Origin of the sequence: Bathymodiolus japonicus methanotrophic gill symbiont, assembly GCF_019721995.1 — a bacterium.
Lineage (GTDB): Bacteria > Pseudomonadota > Gammaproteobacteria > Methylococcales > Methylomonadaceae > Methyloprofundus.
In genome coordinates this window covers 234,298-253,974 of record NZ_BLYC01000002.1, presented here as the reverse complement: position 1 = coordinate 253,974, position 19,677 = coordinate 234,298, and the positions used below count along the sequence as shown (strand labels likewise).

The 19,677-nt window shown below is 44.4% G+C and carries 26 protein-coding genes and 5 pseudogenes; 21 read left to right on the top strand and 10 right to left on the bottom strand.

Annotated features, from left to right (window positions below):
* Positions 1-308: 308 nt before the first annotated feature.
* The 11 genes and pseudogenes from argH to K6984_RS04385 all read left to right on the top strand — a co-directional run bounded on the left by argH (position 309) and on the right by K6984_RS04385 (position 6,451).
* A complete protein-coding gene (gene argH / locus K6984_RS04425; RefSeq protein WP_221894387.1) occupies positions 309-1,697 on the top strand; it encodes an argininosuccinate lyase in 1,389 nt (462 codons plus the stop codon).
* Between the two features lie 61 nt (positions 1,698-1,758).
* Positions 1,759-2,100 carry a PilZ domain-containing protein gene (locus K6984_RS04420; RefSeq protein WP_221894386.1) on the top strand — a complete coding sequence of 114 codons (342 nt, stop codon included), beginning with the start codon at positions 1,759-1,761 and terminating at the stop codon, positions 2,098-2,100.
* A gap of 56 nt (positions 2,101-2,156) precedes the next feature.
* Positions 2,157-3,044 (top strand): glucose-1-phosphate thymidylyltransferase RfbA, encoded by an 888-nt coding sequence (rfbA, locus tag K6984_RS04415; RefSeq protein ID WP_221894385.1) that lies wholly within the window; start codon positions 2,157-2,159, stop codon positions 3,042-3,044.
* A gap of 144 nt (positions 3,045-3,188) precedes the next feature.
* Positions 3,189-3,662, top strand: a complete 474-nt coding sequence (locus tag K6984_RS04410; protein WP_221894384.1) for a peroxiredoxin — start codon at positions 3,189-3,191, stop codon at positions 3,660-3,662.
* A 1-nt stretch (position 3,663) separates the two neighbouring features.
* Positions 3,664-4,001, top strand: a pseudogene (locus K6984_RS04405) (PIN domain-containing protein); the annotation flags it as partial.
* A gap of 35 nt (positions 4,002-4,036) precedes the next feature.
* Entirely contained in the window at positions 4,037-4,258 is a 222-nt protein-coding gene (locus K6984_RS04400) for a hypothetical protein (RefSeq protein ID WP_221894383.1), read from the top strand.
* Positions 4,180-4,368 carry a hypothetical protein gene (locus K6984_RS04395; RefSeq protein WP_221894382.1) on the top strand — a complete coding sequence of 63 codons (189 nt, stop codon included), beginning with the start codon at positions 4,180-4,182 and terminating at the stop codon, positions 4,366-4,368. The genes K6984_RS04400 and K6984_RS04395 overlap by 79 nt, the downstream gene beginning before the upstream one ends.
* Positions 4,369-4,386: 18 nt before the next feature.
* Positions 4,387-4,515 (top strand): hypothetical protein, encoded by a 129-nt coding sequence (locus K6984_RS32585; protein ID WP_263458596.1) that lies wholly within the window; start codon positions 4,387-4,389, stop codon positions 4,513-4,515.
* A 27-nt stretch (positions 4,516-4,542) separates the two neighbouring features.
* Positions 4,543-4,677 (top strand): hypothetical protein, encoded by a 135-nt coding sequence (locus K6984_RS32580; protein WP_263458651.1) that lies wholly within the window; start codon positions 4,543-4,545, stop codon positions 4,675-4,677.
* A gap of 44 nt (positions 4,678-4,721) precedes the next feature.
* Complete coding sequence (locus tag K6984_RS04390) at positions 4,722-5,018, top strand: hypothetical protein (protein WP_221894381.1); 297 nt, start codon at positions 4,722-4,724, stop codon at positions 5,016-5,018.
* 329 nt (positions 5,019-5,347) lie between these two features.
* Positions 5,348-6,451, top strand: a complete 1,104-nt coding sequence (locus K6984_RS04385; protein ID WP_221894380.1) for a transposase — start codon at positions 5,348-5,350, stop codon at positions 6,449-6,451.
* Between the two features lie 79 nt (positions 6,452-6,530).
* Here the strand turns inward: K6984_RS04385 and K6984_RS04380 are convergent, their stop codons facing one another.
* On the bottom strand, positions 6,531-7,829 hold the full coding sequence (locus K6984_RS04380) for a transposase (protein WP_221894379.1): 1,299 nt from the start codon (positions 7,827-7,829) through the stop codon (positions 6,531-6,533).
* Between the two features lie 165 nt (positions 7,830-7,994).
* Between K6984_RS04380 and K6984_RS32575 the strand changes: the two genes are divergently transcribed.
* Positions 7,995-8,123 carry a hypothetical protein gene (locus tag K6984_RS32575; RefSeq protein ID WP_263458596.1) on the top strand — a complete coding sequence of 43 codons (129 nt, stop codon included), beginning with the start codon at positions 7,995-7,997 and terminating at the stop codon, positions 8,121-8,123.
* A 27-nt stretch (positions 8,124-8,150) separates the two neighbouring features.
* Positions 8,151-8,306: a hypothetical protein gene (locus tag K6984_RS04375; RefSeq protein ID WP_221894378.1), complete on the top strand. Its 156-nt coding sequence runs from the start codon at positions 8,151-8,153 to the stop codon at positions 8,304-8,306.
* Positions 8,307-8,382: 76 nt separating this feature from the next.
* On the opposite strand, the pseudogene K6984_RS04370 reads toward K6984_RS04375, so the two are convergent.
* Positions 8,383-8,661 (bottom strand): annotated as a pseudogene (locus tag K6984_RS04370) (IS1634 family transposase); the annotation flags it as partial.
* Between the two features lie 45 nt (positions 8,662-8,706).
* The gene (locus tag K6984_RS04365) at positions 8,707-9,180 is read right to left on the bottom strand and encodes a hypothetical protein (RefSeq protein ID WP_221894376.1); all 474 of its coding nucleotides are present in this window, start codon (positions 9,178-9,180) and stop codon (positions 8,707-8,709) included.
* Between K6984_RS04365 and K6984_RS32570 the strand changes: the two genes are divergently transcribed.
* Positions 9,144-9,272, top strand: a complete 129-nt coding sequence (locus K6984_RS32570) for a hypothetical protein (protein WP_263458596.1) — start codon at positions 9,144-9,146, stop codon at positions 9,270-9,272. The genes K6984_RS04365 and K6984_RS32570 overlap by 37 nt on opposite strands.
* A gap of 121 nt (positions 9,273-9,393) precedes the next feature.
* Here the strand turns inward: K6984_RS32570 and K6984_RS04360 are convergent, their stop codons facing one another.
* Genes K6984_RS04360 through K6984_RS04350 form a run of 3 tightly spaced genes read right to left on the bottom strand, consistent with a single transcriptional unit; the run spans position 9,394 to position 10,245 of the window.
* A complete protein-coding gene (locus K6984_RS04360) occupies positions 9,394-9,681 on the bottom strand; it encodes a hypothetical protein (RefSeq protein ID WP_221894375.1) in 288 nt (95 codons plus the stop codon).
* Entirely contained in the window at positions 9,630-9,785 is a 156-nt protein-coding gene (locus tag K6984_RS04355; RefSeq protein WP_221894374.1) for a hypothetical protein, read from the bottom strand. The genes K6984_RS04360 and K6984_RS04355 overlap by 52 nt, the downstream gene beginning before the upstream one ends.
* A gap of 37 nt (positions 9,786-9,822) precedes the next feature.
* Positions 9,823-10,245: a hypothetical protein gene (locus tag K6984_RS04350; protein WP_221894373.1), complete on the bottom strand. Its 423-nt coding sequence runs from the start codon at positions 10,243-10,245 to the stop codon at positions 9,823-9,825.
* A 12-nt stretch (positions 10,246-10,257) separates the two neighbouring features.
* Between K6984_RS04350 and K6984_RS04345 the strand changes: the two genes are divergently transcribed.
* The gene (locus K6984_RS04345) at positions 10,258-10,428 is read left to right on the top strand and encodes a hypothetical protein (protein ID WP_221894372.1); all 171 of its coding nucleotides are present in this window, start codon (positions 10,258-10,260) and stop codon (positions 10,426-10,428) included.
* 65 nt (positions 10,429-10,493) lie between these two features.
* On the opposite strand, the pseudogene K6984_RS04340 reads toward K6984_RS04345, so the two are convergent.
* Positions 10,494-12,103: pseudogene (locus tag K6984_RS04340) on the bottom strand (IS1634 family transposase); the annotation flags it as partial.
* 203 nt (positions 12,104-12,306) lie between these two features.
* Here K6984_RS04340 and K6984_RS04330 point away from each other — a divergent pair.
* From K6984_RS04330 to K6984_RS04310, 5 genes and pseudogenes are all read left to right on the top strand, one after another.
* A pseudogene (locus tag K6984_RS04330) lies at positions 12,307-13,290 on the top strand (PhoH family protein); the annotation flags it as partial.
* Between the two features lie 339 nt (positions 13,291-13,629).
* Entirely contained in the window at positions 13,630-14,814 is a 1,185-nt protein-coding gene (alaC, locus tag K6984_RS04325; protein WP_221894368.1) for an alanine transaminase, read from the top strand.
* Between the two features lie 79 nt (positions 14,815-14,893).
* Entirely contained in the window at positions 14,894-16,204 is a 1,311-nt protein-coding gene (locus K6984_RS04320; protein ID WP_221894367.1) for a homoserine dehydrogenase, read from the top strand.
* Positions 16,205-16,208: 4 nt separating this feature from the next.
* Positions 16,209-17,303 carry a threonine synthase gene (thrC, locus tag K6984_RS04315; protein ID WP_221894366.1) on the top strand — a complete coding sequence of 365 codons (1,095 nt, stop codon included), beginning with the start codon at positions 16,209-16,211 and terminating at the stop codon, positions 17,301-17,303.
* Between the two features lie 78 nt (positions 17,304-17,381).
* The gene (locus K6984_RS04310) at positions 17,382-17,921 is read left to right on the top strand and encodes a single-stranded DNA-binding protein (protein WP_230987893.1); all 540 of its coding nucleotides are present in this window, start codon (positions 17,382-17,384) and stop codon (positions 17,919-17,921) included.
* Positions 17,922-18,029: 108 nt separating this feature from the next.
* Here K6984_RS04310 and K6984_RS30590 read toward each other — a convergent pair.
* Positions 18,030-18,291 (bottom strand): annotated as a pseudogene (locus K6984_RS30590) (PilZ domain-containing protein); the annotation flags it as partial.
* Positions 18,254-18,391 (bottom strand): hypothetical protein, encoded by a 138-nt coding sequence (locus tag K6984_RS04305; RefSeq protein WP_221894365.1) that lies wholly within the window; start codon positions 18,389-18,391, stop codon positions 18,254-18,256. The gene K6984_RS04305 and the pseudogene K6984_RS30590, both read right to left, overlap by 38 nt.
* On the opposite strand from K6984_RS04305, the gene K6984_RS04300 reads away from it, so the two are divergent.
* Entirely contained in the window at positions 18,348-18,590 is a 243-nt protein-coding gene (locus tag K6984_RS04300; RefSeq protein ID WP_221894364.1) for a hypothetical protein, read from the top strand. The two genes, K6984_RS04305 and K6984_RS04300, sit on opposite strands and share 44 nt — an antisense overlap.
* 73 nt (positions 18,591-18,663) lie before the next feature.
* Here the strand turns inward: K6984_RS04300 and K6984_RS04295 are convergent, their stop codons facing one another.
* Positions 18,664-19,647 (bottom strand): DNA polymerase III subunit delta', encoded by a 984-nt coding sequence (locus K6984_RS04295; protein ID WP_230987892.1) that lies wholly within the window; start codon positions 19,645-19,647, stop codon positions 18,664-18,666.
* Positions 19,648-19,677: the final 30 nt, after the last annotated feature.

Sequence of the window (19,677 nt, the reverse complement as noted above, 5' to 3'; positions counted from 1 at the left end):
TTAAGGTTACTTTTGTACTCTTAATCCACAGACTTATCCACAGATAATGTGCACAAGTATTTTTCTGTATGCATGTTAAATATTTAGCACAATAAGCAAGAAACAAACTTTACAATATCACTAAAATGACTGCCATAATGTACAGGTGATTAGATTTCATGATTTACTTCTGTGCCCCAGAGTTATCATGCGTTGCTCCTGCTAGTGCTGCATCCATTTTTGACAGGTGGATAAATGGATGAAATTTTCAAGTTAAATCAACAATGATATAATTCTTGGCTAACTTCGCAAATTCTATCTATTATTAAATGACTACAGCTAATCAAGACAAACTTTCCAGCGCGCGCTTTTCCGAAGCGACTGATGCGTTTGTTGAAGTATTTACTGCCTCGGTTGATTTTGACCAGCGTATGGCACAACAAGACATTCAAGGCTCGGTTGCTCATGCAAGCATGCTGTGCAAAATTGGTATTTTGACTGAAAAAGAACGTGATGCTATTTTTCAGGGTCTACAAAAAATTAGTGAGGAAATAGAGCGCGGTGAATTTGCCTGGTCGATCAAGCAGGAAGATGTGCATATGAATATAGAGGCACGTCTAACTGACTTAATTGGCATGGCAGGTAAAAAGCTGCACACTGGTCGCTCACGTAATGATCAGGTAGCGACTGACATCCGCCTCTATATGCGTGCTGAAATTAATGCGATTATTGCGGTCATTACTCGCCTGCAATCTGCTTTACTGGATCTGTCGGAACGCGAGGCAGATACTATAATGCCAGGCTTCACCCATTTACAAGTAGCTCAGCCAGTGACGTTTGGACATCATCTAATGGCCTGGTTTGAAATGCTCGTACGTGACAAGCAACGCCTTGAAGATTGTTTGAAGCGGGTTAATATCATGCCTCTGGGGGCCGCCGCTTTAGCAGGCACTAGCTATCCTATTGATCGCGAAATGACCGCTGAATTATTGGGTTTTTCCCGCCCGTCTGCAAACTCTCTGGATTCGGTTAGTGACCGTGATTTTGCTATTGAATTTACTGCCGCAGGTAGTATTATCATGATGCATTTATCACGCTTTTCAGAAGAGCTGGTGTTATGGGCGAGCGCGCAGTTTGCATTTATTGAATTGCCCGATGCCTTTTGCACCGGCTCTTCGATTATGCCACAAAAGAAAAATCCCGATGTACCCGAATTAGTTCGCGGTAAATCAGGCCGGGTTACAGGTCATCTGGTTTCCTTGTTAATGTTAATGAAGAGCCAGCCACTAGCATACAACAAGGATAACCAGGAAGATAAAGAGCCTTTATTTGATACCGCAGATACCCTGAATAATTGCCTGCGTGCCTTTGCTGATATGGTGCCCCATATTACCGCTAAGCGTGAAAATATGCTTAATGCAGCAAAAAAAGGCTTTGCTACCGCGACCGACCTGGCCGATTACCTGGTACGTAAAGGCATGGCATTCCGTGATGCACATGAAGTAGTGGGACTCGCCGTGCGTTTGGGACTCGATTCTGAGCGTGATTTATCTGAGCTATCATTAACCGAGTTACAGGGGTTTTCCGAGATGATCGATGAGGATATATTTGATGTGCTCTCACTGCAAGGCTCTGTTTTTGCACGCAGGCATATCGGCGGCACTGCTCCTGACACAGTGCGCGCTGCCATTCAAACGGCAAGATCTGCTTTATCTTAAAATAACGAGTAGACTAACGTCTACCCTCCCCCTAACTGATTTTTAATTCTGGCGCTAAGCTATGCATTCTGAGCAACGAGCACACCCAAGAGTTGAAACTGAAAATTTAACCGCACATATTACGCTGACCCGCCCACCCGACAAAGAATTAGTGATGCAGGGAACGGTTCTGGATTTAAGCTATTCGGGCATCAAGATCAAGCTAAACTCTCCGCTACAGGCCGAAGTCAATGATAAAGTCAGTATTAAATTGCAACTACCTAAATCTGGCATTCCCATTAATATTCACGGCACTATAAAACATTGCCAGTCGCAGTCAGAGTATGGCCTACATTTTATCCAGCAGTTGCCCAAACAAGCCATGGATGATTTAATTTTCGAATGCGTACTCCGCAGCGCCTAGTCTCCAGACTGTTTTAGCAAATCAAATCAATACTTTAAAAACCAAAAACTAAAAAAATGAAAGGAATAATTTTAGCCGGTGGCTCGGGAACACGCCTATACCCAATTACTAAAGGAATCTCCAAGCAAACGCTTCCAGTGTATGACAAACCCATGGTTTATTACCCCTTATCGGTATTAATGATGGCAGGGATTACAGAAATACTGGTGATTACCACCCCCGATGACCAGCCTAGTTTTAAGCGCTTACTAGGCAATGGTACAGATATAGGCTTACAGATTGAATATATCATACAGCCCTCTCCTGATGGATTGGCTCAGGCTTTTATCCTGGGCGAGGATTTTATTGGTGGTGAAGACGTCTGTCTAGTGTTAGGAGATAATATATTTTATGGTCACGACCTTAAGAAAACCCTCGCTACAGGGGGGGCTACCGCTAGAGACGATAACAAGGCAACTGTATTTGGCTATCGTGTTGCCGATCCTGAGCGTTATGGTGTAGCAGAATTTGATCAGCAAGGTAATGCTATCAGCCTGGAAGAAAAACCTAGCTATCCAAAAAGCAATTATGCGGTAACCGGTATGTATTTTTACCCCAATGACGTGATAAAAAAAGCTGCGTCAGTCAAACCTTCGGCACGCGGGGAGCTGGAAATCACCACAGTCAATCAACTATATCTGGATGAAAACCGCTTAAAAGTACAATTACTGGGCAGAGGTTATGCCTGGTTGGACACGGGGACCCATGAAAGCCTGCTGGAGGCATCGCAATTTATCGAGACAATTGAAAAACGCCAGGGGCTAAAAGTCGCCTGTATTGAAGAAATAGCTTTTGAGCAAGGCTATATCAGCAAGGAAAAATTAATTGAACTCGCCAAACCGCTGGCAAAAAACCAATATGGCCAATACCTGCTATTAAGAGCAGAAGAAGGCAAAACCCGATAAGGCTAGTCCTGTTCGTACTTTCTAAGGTAACACGCAAACTACCGGCTATCGAACCGGTAGCCTGCAAAGCATAAATTTATCATTCCTCCCCATAGCTGATTTATGCTAGGCTAATATACTAACGATATTTCATCAGGAGTCCGCATGTCCGTAGTCAGTCTAGACAAACCAGTTGCCGATTTTTCAGTCCCCTCTACCGGCGATAAAAACATTCAGCTTTCCGATTATAAAGGCAAATATGTGCTGTTATATTTTTATCCTAGAGACAATACACCTGGCTGTATTACTGAAGGACAGAACTTTCGCGATAATATTACCCAGATTGAGCAACACAATACTGTCGTTCTTGGTGTTTCGCGTGATAGCGTACGCGTGCATGAAGGCTTTAAGAGCAAGCAGAATTTTCCATTTGATTTGCTATCTGACAAAGACGAAGAGCTATGCAGACAGTTTGATGTGATCAAAATGAAAACCATGTATGGCAAGAAAGTTCTGGGTATAGAACGCAGTACTTTTTTAATTGATCCCAATGGAATATTGATTTATGAGTGGCGTAAAGTAAAGGTTAAGGTTCACATCGATGAGGTCTTACAAAAACTTGCGGAATTAGGGGCTTAATATGAATATATCAGCGACTAAAAAATTATTTGTTCTGGACACCAATGTTTTAATGCATGATCCAACTGCCTTATTTCATTTTCAGGAACATAATATTTTTCTTCCCATGTGGTGCTGGAAGAACTAGATCATGGTAAAAGGGGCAGAAGCGATGTTGCACGTAATGTTCGTCAAGTTAGTCGCTTTATTGATGATTTATTAAAAGACCGTAACCAGGATGATATTAAAGACGGCCTGCGCTTATCGCAATTACAAAGTTCGGGGCAAAATGAAAACGCGCTGGATGGCCGACTGTATTTTCAAACCAGGCGCGCCATGCTACCTCACGAAATTCTGGGACTCCTGTCGCCATAATTCGTTCACCTACGCAGCGGATGGGAGATGCCCTGAACGCCCTGCGTCCGCAACGACTACGCACAAAAGCCGCTTCGTCATTACTACCTCACTGGCTGGACGGCTATTCGGAATGCAATTCTTGCTCCTCTCGCGTGCTGCTAGCACACGTCGAATCAGCGAATTGCCCTGTCGCCTATCAGGGACTAAAAATCACCACTTCGCTAAGCTCCGTTTCCATGATTTTCAGCGGCAGCAGATGACTGCCGCCCTGCCTGATTCTATGCCAGGTAGCCTGGCAGATAACTCGATTCTTAGTATCGTACTCACTTTAGTGAAACAATTTCCTGATACTCGATGTTCAAGTTTTTGATTCGGGGAGTCGCTATTTTTGCGAAAGCTTGTTTTGGGCATCCCAGCCCAAGCAAGCAGCAAAAACTTAACGCGACCACTTATGCCTCCGGCGGCCCCGATTCGTCCTCGTCACCTCGTCCCGACCCAACAAGGGGTCGGAACATAGGCTCCAAATGACTTGACGCCGTGTCGGATGGCCTTTTATTTTGTCTCCACCTTCGCTAACGCTCAGACTCCGACAAAACAACGGCCCTACGGCTATCGCGGACTAAAAATCTTCACTTCGCTAAAGCTCCGTTTCCCTGATTTTCAGCGATTGAGAAGGTAAAATCAGGTATTCTGAGGTTGTTGTAATTTTATCGGTGTAAGCCCATGTTAATGAATGCCCCAGCCACCTTTATCCAAAGCTATATTGACGATTTAAATGATGCGCTCAATCAGCTAAAACCCGGAGCCGCTTTGACACGGATTCAAGCCGCTTGGTTGGGCACTTGTTTAACGGGCATACTGCTAATGAACTCTGTTTGCTGGGCTAAGTTTGAGCGAGCAAGCCTTGGAGATTGCAAAGTAGCCGCATTATCCTGGGTGTTTCGTAAAGCAAGTATACCCTGGGACTGGTTGCTACGGGTGAGTGTGGTCTTAATTTTAACCCATCTTCGTCACTATTGATGATGTAGTTGTTATAAATCAATTGGTTGAAATTTTAAAAAGTAGCCAGTTGGCACTACAGATTTTGTGTTTTTGTATAAAACGTTGGATTTTTTAGAGTATTTTTGTCGCATGTAAATTACACTCAAATAATGATGATTTTTTTGACAAAAGTCAATGAGTTTATCGACAAAAATAATATAAATGGCACTACAAAACTTTCAAAAAAAACACCATTGATTTTAAAGAGAATTTTTCGACAAAAAATCGCTTAAACCGATGAATCAATGGCTTAGAAAGATGAAAGTGACGAAGATGGGTTAAAACGTTATGGCATTACTGAAGGTGTGTTGGCCTTTGATGAATCAGACCGAGCACGATCTAAGTCTACAAAACGTATTTATAAGGTTTACAAGCAGAAACACAAAGGCTCCGGCGGGTATGTTAATGGACAAACGATAGTATTATTGCTGCTAGTTACCTCATCCATTACAGTGCCTGTCGGTTTTTTCTTTTATATGCCGGATACAGCCTTGAAGCAGTGGGATAAAGAAGATAAACGGTTGAAAAAGAGCGGTATAGCAAAAAAAGATCGGCCTATTAAGCCTGAACGTGACAGTGCCTACCCGACCAAAACAGAGATTGCATTAGGCTTATTAAAAGAGTTTAAAGTTGCGCATAGCCTGATTAAAATTAAAGGCGTACTGGCTGATGCGCTGTATGGTGAAAAAGCCTTTATGGACGAAGCCGCTAAAGAATCTGGAGGCTCGCAGGTGATTAGCCAATTACGTAAAAACCAAAAAATTGAATATAGAGGTAGAATAAGGTCAGTCGAGAGCTACTTTAATTCGATTAACAAAGGCATTGATCAGATAATACGTGTACGTGGCGGCAAAGAGATTAAAGTGACTGTCAGCAGTGCACGATTAAAGGTGAGTTCTCACAGTAAAAAGCGCTTTGTCATTGCCTTAAAATATGACGGTGAAAACGACTATCGCTATTTAGTGGCGACAGACCTGACTTGGCGCACACAAGATATTATTCAAGCCTATACGTTGAGATGGCTGATTGAGGTTTTCTTTGAGGACTGGAAGCTTTATGAAGGATGGGGGCGTGAGGCCAAACAATTAGATGAAGAGGGATCAAGCCGTGGCCTGATTCTGAGTCTTTTGTTTGACCATTGCCTTCTCCTTCACCCAGAGCAAATAGCCCGCATTGAAAGCAAACTACCTGCGTATACCGTAGGAAGCTTACAGCGCAAGTCTCAAATGGATGTACTGCTTGAGTTCATCACGTCATTGCTAGAGTTTCCAGATCCTGGTGATAAGCTGAAAGAGTTAGGTGAATTAATAAAGGATGTGTTTCAACTGATGCCATCAGGAAAACATATGATTGGCAGAGATTTAGGGCGCTTAGAGCCAACACCATCATTAAAGTATTGTTCTGCTGGGTGAAGGTAAGAGTTTGATGGCAATGGGATGGAAAAACTTGAACATCGAGTGATACGCACGTCATATTAGTGTCTAAAGATCATCAGTGTTCCCCTATCAATTGAGGCCGTGAAACTAACCTCGCCACAAGAGAGCTCATAAAGCACTGTAAAGACATTCCTGTTATTATTGCGTTTTGAACTGCTCGAATGGTATACGAGCTGATACGAGATATTCTTGCCTGGAAAAATAATGGATTCACAAAACGATCTCGTTTTTGGGCCTGTTGCTGCCTTATCTCCAGAGCCTCGCTATATTTTTTATCCGATGGATGAATCAATTCTGGCTCTTGTGTTTTTGAAATCTCTTCAAACACGCGCATTAAATTATAGCTCATTGCAGTCAGGCGCATTTGATTTTCAAGTGAGCGGGTATTGGAAGACCAAGCTTTAGTTTCCTTGAAATTACTTTTAGTGTTATTGAATGTCTTTTCAATCGTCCATCGTTTGAAATATAGCATGGCAATGGCTCCAGGGTTAATAGTCATTGGCAAGGTTGTCACAAACCGGTAAAGTTTTCCGGTTTCTGGATCACGGTAATCCACCACGTTAAATTTGATGCCCTTGTTTTCGTACACACTGTATGCTTCAACTCCTGTATTGATCTCATGCTGGGAGTCAAAAGGGATAGACTCAACCAGAGTCGCAATTGAATTTTCTTTTAGCATTGAAATCATGTAATTAGCATGTCGTTTCTGCCGATCCCACCAGACAAAGTCGGTGACGGCTTTATCGTAGACATAGAGATGTTTCTGAGAGCTGTTATTTCCCTTGTTTTGCTTTTCAATATGATCTCGTAACACAGGTATTTCTTGATGTCTCTGAGTTCCGTTTGTCACCAGACAAAGAAATCTGAGCAACCCACTTCTGAGATTCAACGCGTAAATCCCCCCGGCCGCATAAACTTTCCCCTTGCTGTTTTTTTCAGTATGGCAGGCATGATCAATAAAATGTCCATCCGCTGCTTCTATGGTGTATTCGTCAAGTTCCGGGAATGCTTTAAGATAATCAATGCCTTGCGATAGCAGTGTTTCAGCGTGAAGATGATAGCTCTGCTGTTCAAATGCCTCAAGCATACTTGTTCGTCTATGCGACTTCAGTGATTTAAAATACGTTGAGTGGGGAAGCAGCTGGCCATAAATCTGTTCATTGGTTTGGAGGAAATGGCGACCACTATCGACTACACTGATACAGCGTAATAACCCAAGGCGAATAAAGTCGATATCCTTCAACTCTGGGCATGAACGAGCCCACAAAGGATGACGCTCTGCTAACAGGGCACGTTCCATACTTTCATTGCAGTGTTGGTGAATATGTTCAGAGAGTGGTAGGTCTTTAAGCATGGGTGATATCCGTTTATGAGGTGATTAAAACGGAAATTTTTAGAAAATTTTTTTCGGCAATTGCAAGCTTTATTTGAAATTATTTGTTGTTTTTTTACGGTGCCTACAGAGTGTCTATTTGCTGTTATAAGTGATTAAAATCAAAAAGTCGGGGAGTCGCTATTTTTGCGAAAGCTTGTTTTGGGCATCCCAGCCCAAGCAAGCAGCAAAAACTTAACGCGACCACTTATGCCTCCGGCGGCCCCGATTCGTCCTCGTCACCTCGTCCCGACCCAACAAGGGGTCGGAACATAGGCTCCAAATGACTTGACGCCGTGTCGGATGGCCTTTTATTTTGTCTCCACCTTCGCTAACGCTCAGACTCCGACAAAACAACGGCCCTACGGCTATCGCGGACTAAAAATCTTCACTTCGCTAAAGCTCCGTTTCCAGGATTTTCAGCGATGGAAATATTCGAGTGGTGCTACCTTCAGGTAGGTTATAGGCTGCTTTGTTTAGCCTATCTTCGTGACATATACAGTCAATTCCCCATTATTTCAATGAGTTAAATTTTTCAATCGGCCCCAGTTGGCACTACAGGTTTCATATCAACGATCGTTTTAACTTTTCCAATCGGGTCGGGGTTAATATTCAACGCAGTGTATATTTGTTTTTGTCTGGTTTCTGCTTTGCTTGTGGTTCGCAGGTGAATGATTGTATCGTTATCCGTGGGTAAAGTAATGGTCATGCGTTGCTGGGTCGACATCCTGTTGCGAATGCTTTCCCAGCTTAGATGGATGCCCTGCAATCTAAGTTGATAACGCAGTACATGTACCAGGTGGTAAGCTAATACTCGATGTTCAAGTTTTTCCATCCCATTGCCATCAAACTCTTACCTTCACCCAGCAGAACAATACTTTAATGATGGTGTTGGCTCTAAGCGCCCTAAATCTCTGCCAATCATATGTTTTCCTGATGGCATCAGCTGAAACACATCCTTTATTAATTCACCTAACTCTTTCAGCTTATCACCAGGATCTGGAAACTCTAGCAATGACGTGATGAACTCAAGCAGTACATCCACTTGAGACTTGCGCTGTAAGCTTCCTACGGTATACGCAGGTAGTTTGCTTTCAATGCGGGCTATTTGCTCTGGGTGAAGGAGAAGGCAATGGTCAAACAAAAGACTCAGAATCAGGCCACGGCTTGATCCCTCTTCATCTAATTGTTTGGCCTCACGCCCCCATCCTTCATAAAGCTTCCAGCCCTCAAAGAAAACCTCAATCAGCCATCTCAACGTATAGGCTTGAATAATATCTTGGGGAGTCGCTATTTTTGCGAAAGCTTGTTTTGGGCATCCCAGCCCAAGCAAGCAGCAAAAACTTAACGCGACCACTTATGCCTCCGGCGGCCCCGATTCGTCCTCGTCACCTCGTCCCGACCCAACAAGGGGTCGGAACATAGGCTCCAAATGACTTGACGCCGTGTCGGATGGCCTTTTATTTTGTCTCCACCTTCGCTAACGCTCAGACTCCGACAAAATAACGGCCCTACGGCTATCGCGGACTAAAAATCATCACTTCGCTTAGGCTCCGTTTCCCTGATTTTCAGCGTGTGTGCGCCAAGTCAGGTCTGTCGCCACTAAATAGCGATAGTCGTTTTCACCGTCATATTTTAAGGCAATGACAAAGCGCTTTTTACTGTGAGAACTCACCTTTAATCGTGCACTGCTGACAGTCACTTTAATCTCTTTGCCGCCACGTACACGTATTATCTGATCAATGCCTTTGTTAATCGAATTAAAGTAGCTCTCGACTGACCTTATTCTACCTCTATATTCAATATTTTGGTTTTTACGTAACAGGCGCGCCATGCTACCTCACGAAATTCCGGGACTCCTGTCGCCGTAATTCGTTCACCTACGCAGCGAATAGGAGATGCTCCAGCCGCCCTGCGTCCGCCACAGACTGAGCACAAAGCAGCTCAGTCATGGCTACCACAAATGGCTCTACGGCTATTCGGGATAAAATTTTAGCCTCCCTCGCGCGCTATCGCGCACTTCGGATTGGCAAATTTCCCTGCGCCTTCTGGAGACTATCAGCCCGTCCGGGGCTGACAGCGTACGAAACACCCAGGATAATGCGGCTACTTTGCAATCTCCAAGGCTTGCTCGCTCAAACTTAGCCCAGCAAACAGAGTTCATTAGCAGTATGCCCGTTAAACAAGTGCCCAACCAAGCGGCTTGAATCCGTGTCAAAGCGGCTCCGGGTTTTAGCTGATTGAGCGCATCATTTAAATCGTCAATATAGCTTTGGATAAAGCAGGCGCGCCATGCTACCTCACGAAATTCCGGGACTCCTGTCGCCGTAATTCGTTCACCTACGCAGCGAATAGGAGATGCTCCAGCCGCCCTGCGTCCGCCACAGACTGAGCACAAAGCAGCTCAGTCATGGCTACCACAAATGGCTCTACGGCTATTCGGGATAAAATCTTAGCCTCCCTCGCGCGCTATCGCGCACTTCGGATTGGCAAATTTCCCTGCGCCTTCTGGAGACTATCAGCCCGTCCGGGGCTGACAGCGGTGGCTGGGGCATTCATTAACATTGGCTTACACCGATAAAATTACAACAACCTCAGAATACCTGATTTTACCTTCTCAATATCAAAAACTTGAACATCGAGTTATAATGTGATGAATAGGTGTCCGGTAACCCGCTCTTCTTTTTTGTGATAGACAGGGCGCAAGCCTAGCTCGGTTTTCAGGCTTCTAAAGGTCGCTTCAATCTCAGTCAGCATGGTATAGGTTAGCCATAACTGTTCTTCCGACCAGTCAGGGATATTCGTTCTTAGGCAGTAAACACCACAGTGCTTATCTTTTTGGTCACTTTCAGGTTTATGTTGCCATTCTATACCGATGGCTTTGTTTTTTTTGTCATCCGCGATAACGTTAATGGTGTAATCTGCAGCAACACGGCTATGTTTTTCACGTAGTCGTCCGATACGTTCCAGTATTTTGTCGTATTTTTTAAGGGTGCCTTTTTTGCTCAGACCTGTGTGCAGTTTTTCCAGGGCCTCTTCCAGACGAGCATGGAAGCGATTACGGATACCTTGTTCTTTTTTTGCTTTTTGTTCTGAATGACAATAGAGTCGGGTTTCCCCGGTTTCTTGATCAACTTCACGATAAACAACAACATTGCTGTCCCGGGTATCCCTGACCGCTACCGGAGTTTTCTGATCTCTTGGGTTTTTTACATGTTGTTCTCGACTGACAACGAGATAATGATAATCTTGTTCGATTAACCAGGCAATATTGTCAGCGCTGGCAATGCCGGCATCCATGATAACCACCGGCTTTATTTGATGAAAGGGATCCTTGTCTCGCAGTTCGTCAAGCATCAGTTTCAAGGTCGCGGGCTCACTGGCGTTGCCGGGAAAAACCTGACTACTCAATGGAAAGCCGTCACCATCCAGAACCAGCCCCAGAGTAACCAACGGGCAATCAGTGCGTTTCTCTTTAGAGCGACCGAATTTCGCTTTCGGGTTTCGGGCGCACTGGCCTTCAAAATAAGTATTGGTCAGATCGTACAATACAATCTTGCGGTTTAAATTGAACAACGTCTGCTCTCGGTCAGCCAGAAAATATTCAAGAGTTGCCTGATGTTTGAGTAGCTTGTCACTGACTGTATATAATCGCGTCAGGCTGGTGTTACCGTAGTCATGACCCAGTAATTCGCCCAGGCCTGTTCGATTTTGCAACCAGTCATGTGTTTGCAGTTCACTGCCGGGTGAAACCATACGTCCTATGATAGTGCCCAGGGCCGTCGCCGTATCTACTTTATTAAAGCCCAGCGCCATGAGTTTCTCGTCTAGCTGTAACTGCTGTGCGGGGCATGCAGTGCCAGGGTTTCAACACCAATACTACGGGCATTAATGGCTTCGACATGATTAATATCGACATGATGAAAATCTCGCGTTGTTGTTTTTGAATCTAGCGGTTGTGACAGTTTTGCAGTCATCAGTGAGCTATAGCGCTGGGCTGTTGCTTCCAGAAGTTGATTTAAATCATCGGCTAAATTGAATAGCTCTTCCTGATGTGGTTCCAAACCTTGCTGTAATTGTTCGATTCTGGCCGTCAGCAAGGGCCAGTACTTTTTATCAATCGTAAAGTCCGCACCTATATTGAGCAATGTACGTTGCTTGACTTGTTTTCCTATACGCACAGATTCTACAATGCGGTAAGTGAAATAAGCTGAGCCGTCTTCAAGGCTTTTTGTTTTGGTTCTTCGAATATACATACCACTAGCATCGGTGAAAAACCAGGGAAAATCAAGGGCCAGAGCAAGTTAAGATGGCACTACAGAGACCCTCAAAAAAAACACCATTGATTCTAAAGGGATTTTTACGATGAATTTTTAATGCGAATTATAAATCAATGACTTGAAGAGATAAAAGTGACGAAGATAGGTTAGGTACTTCTTCTTTCAATGGGAACACTGATGCTAAAGATATTAATATGCGTATTAAGGCCGCAGCTCTGGAATTAAAAGCCGAAGATTATCATACCGACCAGACCCTGGATGATATAGACTTACTGTACAGCGGTGCAACTGCCCTGCCGGATGATTTCTGGGAAACCCATGGTAATAAAATGCAGTCATGGATAGAAGAGGGGCCCACCTATTACAAACTTGAAGGCCCACTAGTCACTGACTGGCACCCCAACCAGTATCTGTATATAGAGAACAACTCAGACTTTGAAGCCATCGTACGTACCGTAGATAATGACCAGGCAACCCTGGAACTGGCCATTAATTACCGTAAAGGTCATCACTCTGCCTGGGGCGTTTTTGCTAAAAACCGGGAACAAAACTTTGCCTTTAATGTATTAATGGACCCTGACATTGACTTCGTTACTTTACTGGGTACCGCCGGTACCGGTAAAACATTATTAGCCTTGGCAGCTGGACTGACGAAAACCATGGATGACAAGCTCTATCACGAAATCGTCATGACCCGTGAAACAGTTCCAGTCGGTGAAGATATAGGTTTTCTACCTGGCACTGAAGAAGAAAAAATGGCTCCTTGGATGGGCGCGCTGATCGATAACCTGGAGCTCCTAGGCAAGCAAGAAGATACTGACTGGGAAAAAGATGTCACAAAAAATATTTTGATGAACAAAATCAAAATTCGCTCACTTAATTTTATGCGTGGCCGCACCTTTCTAAACCGCTACCTGATTATTGATGAAGCGCAGAATTTAACTCCTAAGCAACTTAAAACACTGATTACCCGTGCGGGCCCTGGTACAAAAATAATCTGTATCGGAAATTTATCGCAGATTGATACACCTTATTTAACTGCAACCAGTTCAGGCCTGACCTATGTGGTGGATAAGTTTAAATCCTGGCAGTATGGCGCACATATCACGCTAAAGCGTGGTGAACGCTCACGGCTGGCAGATCATGCTTCAGATGTATTGTAGAAAAGCGTAGATTAGGGTTGAGGTACGAAACCCGGCAAAGGAATTTAAAGAAATTATAAGAACTCACCACCCTATGCAAACCATATTTAATGAGAAGTCGGGGTTACGCTTGTGCCGCACAAGTTTCATCTCAGCTTACGGAAAACAACTATGGATAACGTCAAGTCCTTCATGGTAAAAGCAATTTAATCATTGCAGCTACGCACATAAACAAAGGCTTAGCATTAACATCAGCAAATAACTTAGCTTCTCAATTTGACATATCAAGCTAACAACAGTAAGTTATTGGGTTGAATTAAAACCTTACCCAACACCACTTTAAAAGAGTCCCAAGCCCCAATGGAAGAATTTCACCGTATTAGTCGCCTACCGCCTTATGTCTTTAACATAGTTAATGATTTAAAAGCAAAAGCACGGGCTCAGGGCGAAGATATCATTGATTTTGGTATGGGCAACCCAGACCAGCCGACACCAAAGCATATAGTAGATAAAATGGTGGAAGCGACGCAACGTACTGACACCCATCGTTATTCAGTGTCGCGTGGTGTTCCAAGACTAAGACGCGCTATCTGTAACTGGTATAAAAATCGCTTCGATGTAAATTTAGATCCTGAAACGCAGGCAATTGTAACAATCGGCTCGAAAGAAGGCCTGGCGCATCTGGCATTAGCCACCCTAGGGCCTGGCGACACAGTGATGGTACCTAACCCTGCCTACCCCATCCACCCATACGGCATAGTGATCGCAGGTGCCGATTTAAGACATGTAAAAATGGTGCCCGGGGTAGATTTTGTCGAGGAATTGCATAAAGCCATTGCCGAATCCTGGCCCAAGCCTAAAATGCTGATTCTTAACTTTCCCGGCAACCCGACTACCCAATGCGTAGAACTGGATTTTTTTGAGAAAATTATTACTGTTGCCAGAGAACACAAGATCTGGGTGGTGCATGATATAGCTTATGCGGATATTGTATTTGATGGTTATAAAGCCCCTTCCATTCTTCAAGTCCCTGGCGCCGAAGAAGTGGCAGTGGAGTTCTTTTCGCTATCAAAAAGCTATAATATGCCCGGCTGGCGGGTCGGCTTTATGTGTGGTAATAAAGAGTTGGTGGCCGCCCTCGCTCGCATTAAGTCATACCTGGACTATGGTATGTTTACACCAATTCAGATTGCTGCGATCACTGCACTGGAAGGACCGCAGGACTGTGTGGCAGAAATTTGTGCCATGTATAAAGAACGCCGCGACGTGCTATGTGATGGCTTAAATTCAATCGACTGGGCTATAGAAAAACCCAAAGCAACCATGTTTGTCTGGGCACCTATTCCCGATGCCTATAAGGAAATGGGCTCTATCGAATTTTGTAAAAAAATGATCACCGATGCCAAGGTTGCGGTTTCGCCAGGGATTGGTTTTGGCCAGTTTGGCGATAATCATGTGCGCTTTAGTTTAATAGAAAACGAACACCGCACGCGTCAAGCCATACGCGGTATACGCGCCATGTTTAAAAAAGATAGTTTGATTTAATCTACAACACTCAGTAGAGCACGGCTTTAGCCCGCCTGTTATACACAAGAAATTTTCCATATCAGCTTAGGAGTTTGATTTGAAGCCAGTAAAAGTTGGCATTTTAGGTTTAGGTACTGTCGGAGGCGGTACGGTAAATGTCTTAAAACGCAATGCACATGAAATCTCACGTCGTGCTGGAAGAGAAATTATCATTACCCGCGCGTCAGCAAGAGACCTAACGCGCGATCGTATCTGCGACACTCAGGACTTAGCACTAAGCACTGACCCTTACGATATTATTAATGACCCTGAGATTGAAATCATCCTGGAGTTAATTGGCGGCACTAGTCTGGCTAAAGAGCTGGTTTTACAGGCAATAGCCAATGGCAAGCATATAGTCACTGCCAATAAAGCGCTAATTGCTTTACATGGCAATGAAATATTTGCAGCTGCCAGCAAAGCCAATGTGATGGTCGCTTATGAAGCGGCTGTGGCCGGTGGTATTCCGATTATCAAAGCTATCCGCGAAGGGCTTAGCGGCAATCAGATTGAATGGCTAGCGGGCATTATCAATGGTACGGGCAACTTTATCCTGACCGAAATGCGCGATAAAGGCCGTGACTTTGCAGATGTACTCACCGAAGCTCAGGAGCTAGGTTATGCAGAAGCCGATCCGACTTTTGATGTCGAAGGTATAGATGCCGGGCATAAATTGATGATCCTGGCCTCTATTGCATTTGGCATTCCACTTCAGTTTGATAATGTATTTACCGAAGGCATTACTAAAATTACGCGTACAGATGTTGAGTATGCGGGTGAATTAGGCTACCGCATCAAACATTTAGGCATTGCGCGTAAAACCGCAAAGGGTATAGAACTGAGAGTCCACCCTACCCTGATTCCTGAGCGCCGCTTAATAGCCAATGTCGATGGCGTAATAAATGCGATTTTAGTGCAGGCCGATGCGGTTGGCTCTACTCTGTATTATGGTGCGGGGGCTGGCGCTGAAGCGACGGCTTCAGCAGTGGTTGCAGACGTGATTGATGTAGTTCGTGCATTAACCCTGGATGTAGAAAATAGAGTACCTTACTTGGGCTTTCAGGAAAATGCGATTATTGATTTGCCAATCCTGCCTCGCGAGGAAATAGAAACCACCTATTACTTGCGTCTAACCGTTGATGATAAACCCGGCGCATTAGCAGATATTAGCAATATCCTGGCGCAACAAAATATTAGTATCGAAGCACTAATACAAAAAGAACCGCAACATGGTGAGCCCCGAATCCCTATCATTATGCTCACCCAAAAAACCATAGAAAAAGAAATGGATGCAGCGATTGCTGCTATCGAAAATTTAGCGTCTGTTACAGGACAGGTAACGCGCATCCGTCTTGAAACCTTAGGATAAAAAAATGCCAACATCCACACGTTATACAGGCTTAATCGAACGCTACCGCGACCGCCTTCCGGTTATTGAATCTACACGTATTATCAGCATAGGCGAAGGCGACACGCCCCTGATTCAATTACAAAACATTCCAAAACTGATTGGCAAAGATGTTGATATCTATGTTAAATTTGAAGGTTTAAACCCAACAGGCTCGTTTAAAGATCGCGGCATGACTATGGCGGTGACTAAAGCGGTTGAAAATGGGAGTGAGGCCATTGTTTGTGCGTCTACCGGAAATACCTCTGCCTCCGCGGCGGCCTATGCGGTACGTGCGGGTATTACTGCTTTTGTATTAATTCCGGAGGGTAAAATCGCCCAGGGGAAGCTTGCACAAACCTTAATGTATGGCGCACAAATTATTCAGATCAGAGGCAACTTTGACCAAGGCATGAGCCTGGTTAAAGAAGTAGCTGACCACGCACCCGTAACGATTGTAAATTCAATTAACCCATTCAGAATTGATGGCCAGAAAACTGCGGCCTTTGAAATTGTAGATGCCTTAGGTAAAGCACCTGATTACCACTGCCTACCCGTGGGTAATGCAGGAAATATTACTGCCTACTGGAAGGGTTATAGCGAATATGCAACCGAAACCAATGGTATCGCAGCTGTCTGTGACAAACGTCCGGTTATGTGTGGTTATCAAGCGGCTGGTGCTGCGCCTTTTATCGCGGGAAAAATGATTGATAACCCGGAAACAGTTGCAACGGCAATTCGTATTGGCCATCCGCAATCCTGGGATTATGCCTGGGCTGCACAAAAAGAATCCGGCGGTTGGTTTGATAGCTTTGCGGATGAGAAAATTCTTGCTGCGCAAAAAATGCTGGCCAGCTACGAAGGTATCTTCTGTGAACCTGCTTCAGCCGCCTCATTAGTAGGGGCACTCAAAGATATAGGCTCAGGTAAAATTCCTGAGGGCAGCACTATCGTTTGTACCTTAACGGGTAACGGCTTAAAAGATCCTGAGACCGCTATTTCACAATGCTCTGATACCCACCCGGTATCGATTGATGCATCGCTGGATGCTGTGAAAAAAGAAATTCTGGATAATATGTAATTACAATTCCAAACAAAAAAAGATAACCCAAAACCATGTAGGTTGGGTTAGATTATCAAGCGTAGAGTAGATAACGACTTGTTAAAGCGCGAAGCGAAGCCCGTATATAGTAATACCTTATTTGCTGGGTTACGTTTTTTAATGCTTCCAATAAAAAATCTAACCCAGCCTACATGTCTATATACAATAAGGAATATAATAATGAGCAATGTTTTCAGTTTCACTGGAACGATAGGCAGAGATGCCGAAGTAAGAACTACCCCCAATGGACAAACTGTACTGAATGTTACTGTAGCGAATAATATAGGCTTTGGAGATAGACAGCAGACCCTATGGATTCGTGTCGCTTTATGGGGAAGACGCGCAGAAGGCCAGCTACATAATTACCTTAAAAAAGGCCAACAGGTATTTGTTTCAGGTGAGTTAAGCCAGCGAGAATATCAGGCGAATGATGGTACCACAAAATCCAGCCTGGAATTGAATGCCAATATTATTGACCTGCTCGGTAACCGTAATGAACAAAGTAGTGTTGCCCAGCCTCAGCAGAGTTATCAAGCTCAGCAACCAGCTCAGCCTAGTATCCCCGCTAATGATAGCTATGATGATGTGCCGTTCTAAATCCAGGGTGGAATAGCGTAGCGTTTTCCGCCACAAGGTTTAAATCAACTCTTCAACAGTGTAACTGTATGCCGGAAAACGCTACGCTATTCCGGCCTACGGTGACGGCTACATAGTATGCGTAGAGCGCTCTGACTCCAAAGAACCTGCGAGGCAGGTTTCGATTTTACTTCTCGCCAGCCCTCCGTCCTGATCACTAAACTGCACGCCTATTCCTGCCGTTCGATAGCCTTGCGCGCCAGAGGGTGTCAGCCAGATCGCCTTGGCCGGCGACAGGGATGCGCTCAGTCTCTTCCATTAAATTGAGCAACATAAACACTTCTTGTCCCATTTTATAAGCGCGGTTTGTTGGAATAACAGGCGCGCCATGCTACCTCACGAAATTCCGGGACTCCTGTCGCCATAATTCGTTCACCTACGCAGCGGATGGGAGATGCCCTGAACGCCCTGCGTCCGCAACGACTACGCACAAAAGCCGCTTCGTCATTACTACCTCACTGGCTGGACGGCTATTCGGAATGCAATTCTTGCTCCTCTCGCGTGCTGCTAGCACACGTCGAATCAGCGAATTGCCCTGTCGCCTATCAGGGACTAAAAATCACCACTTCGCTAAGCTACGTTTCCATGATTTTCAGCGATAGCCCCCCGTTTTCAACAAAGGGCATATAAGCGGTATAGAGAGCATGCTTTTCTTTGATGGACAAGGATAAAATTCCCTGCCGTGCGGATGATTCTGCCATAATTATTTATTTACGGTTACTTGCGACCAGGTAATAAGCATTTCTTCAAATAATAGTTGCTTATTCAATTGCGTTTTTATTCTATAAGTATCTTTTAATAATAAGTCATAAAAACCAAATAATCTATTTAAGTCTAGTCGCATTGCCAATACACGCAAGTGTTTTTCTAAATCAACATTAAGCAGCAGGCTTTTATCTATTTGAAAATAGCACTTGATTAAATCTTCTGTCCAGCTCAGTAGCCAGTGTACTAATTGATTATCCGGAATTTTTTGCCATTTTTCTGCAATCTGAACCGGGCACGCTTTTTCCTGGGAAACCTTTTGCCATTCAGTAAAGCAGCTATTACGCTGCGCTAGTACATTTTCCTGCGCATAAGCGAGCGCCCTAAGTGGCGCGCCTTGTGCCAAATGTAATAACAAGGTCTGCTCTGCATCGATGCCCTGATCCTGTAACCAATGTACAGCACTATTAATTTCAGGGGGTTTTATAAGCATTTTTTGACAGCGACTTCTAATGGTCGCTGGTAGAGCCTGCATCTGCTCGCTGAGCAATAAAAAAACTGTACGCTCTGGTGGCTCTTCCAGACATTTCAGAAAGGCATTGGCTGCGTTGATATTCATCTTATCTGCTGGCCTGATGATCACCACACGATAGCCGCTATACTGCGGCTTTAAGTTTAACTTGCTGATTAACCCTCTGATGGCAGCAACCACAATTGCCTTGCCTGGCTCTTCAGGTTGCAGAAGCAAAAAATCAGGATGGGTATTCGCGCTAAATAATTTACAGCTAGCACATTTACCACAATAAGTAGTTTCTTGCTTATCCAAACAGATTAAATATTGTGCAAACTGCTTTGCCAGCTCATGCTTTCCTAGTCCGGCAATGCCATTAATTAACAAAGCCTGTGGAATGCGCTGTTGCTTAACACAGGAGGATAAATTCTGTCTATAGGCTTGCAGCCAAGGATAAAACATATCACTCATGGACAAACCGGGCTTGTGCAGTATCTATTT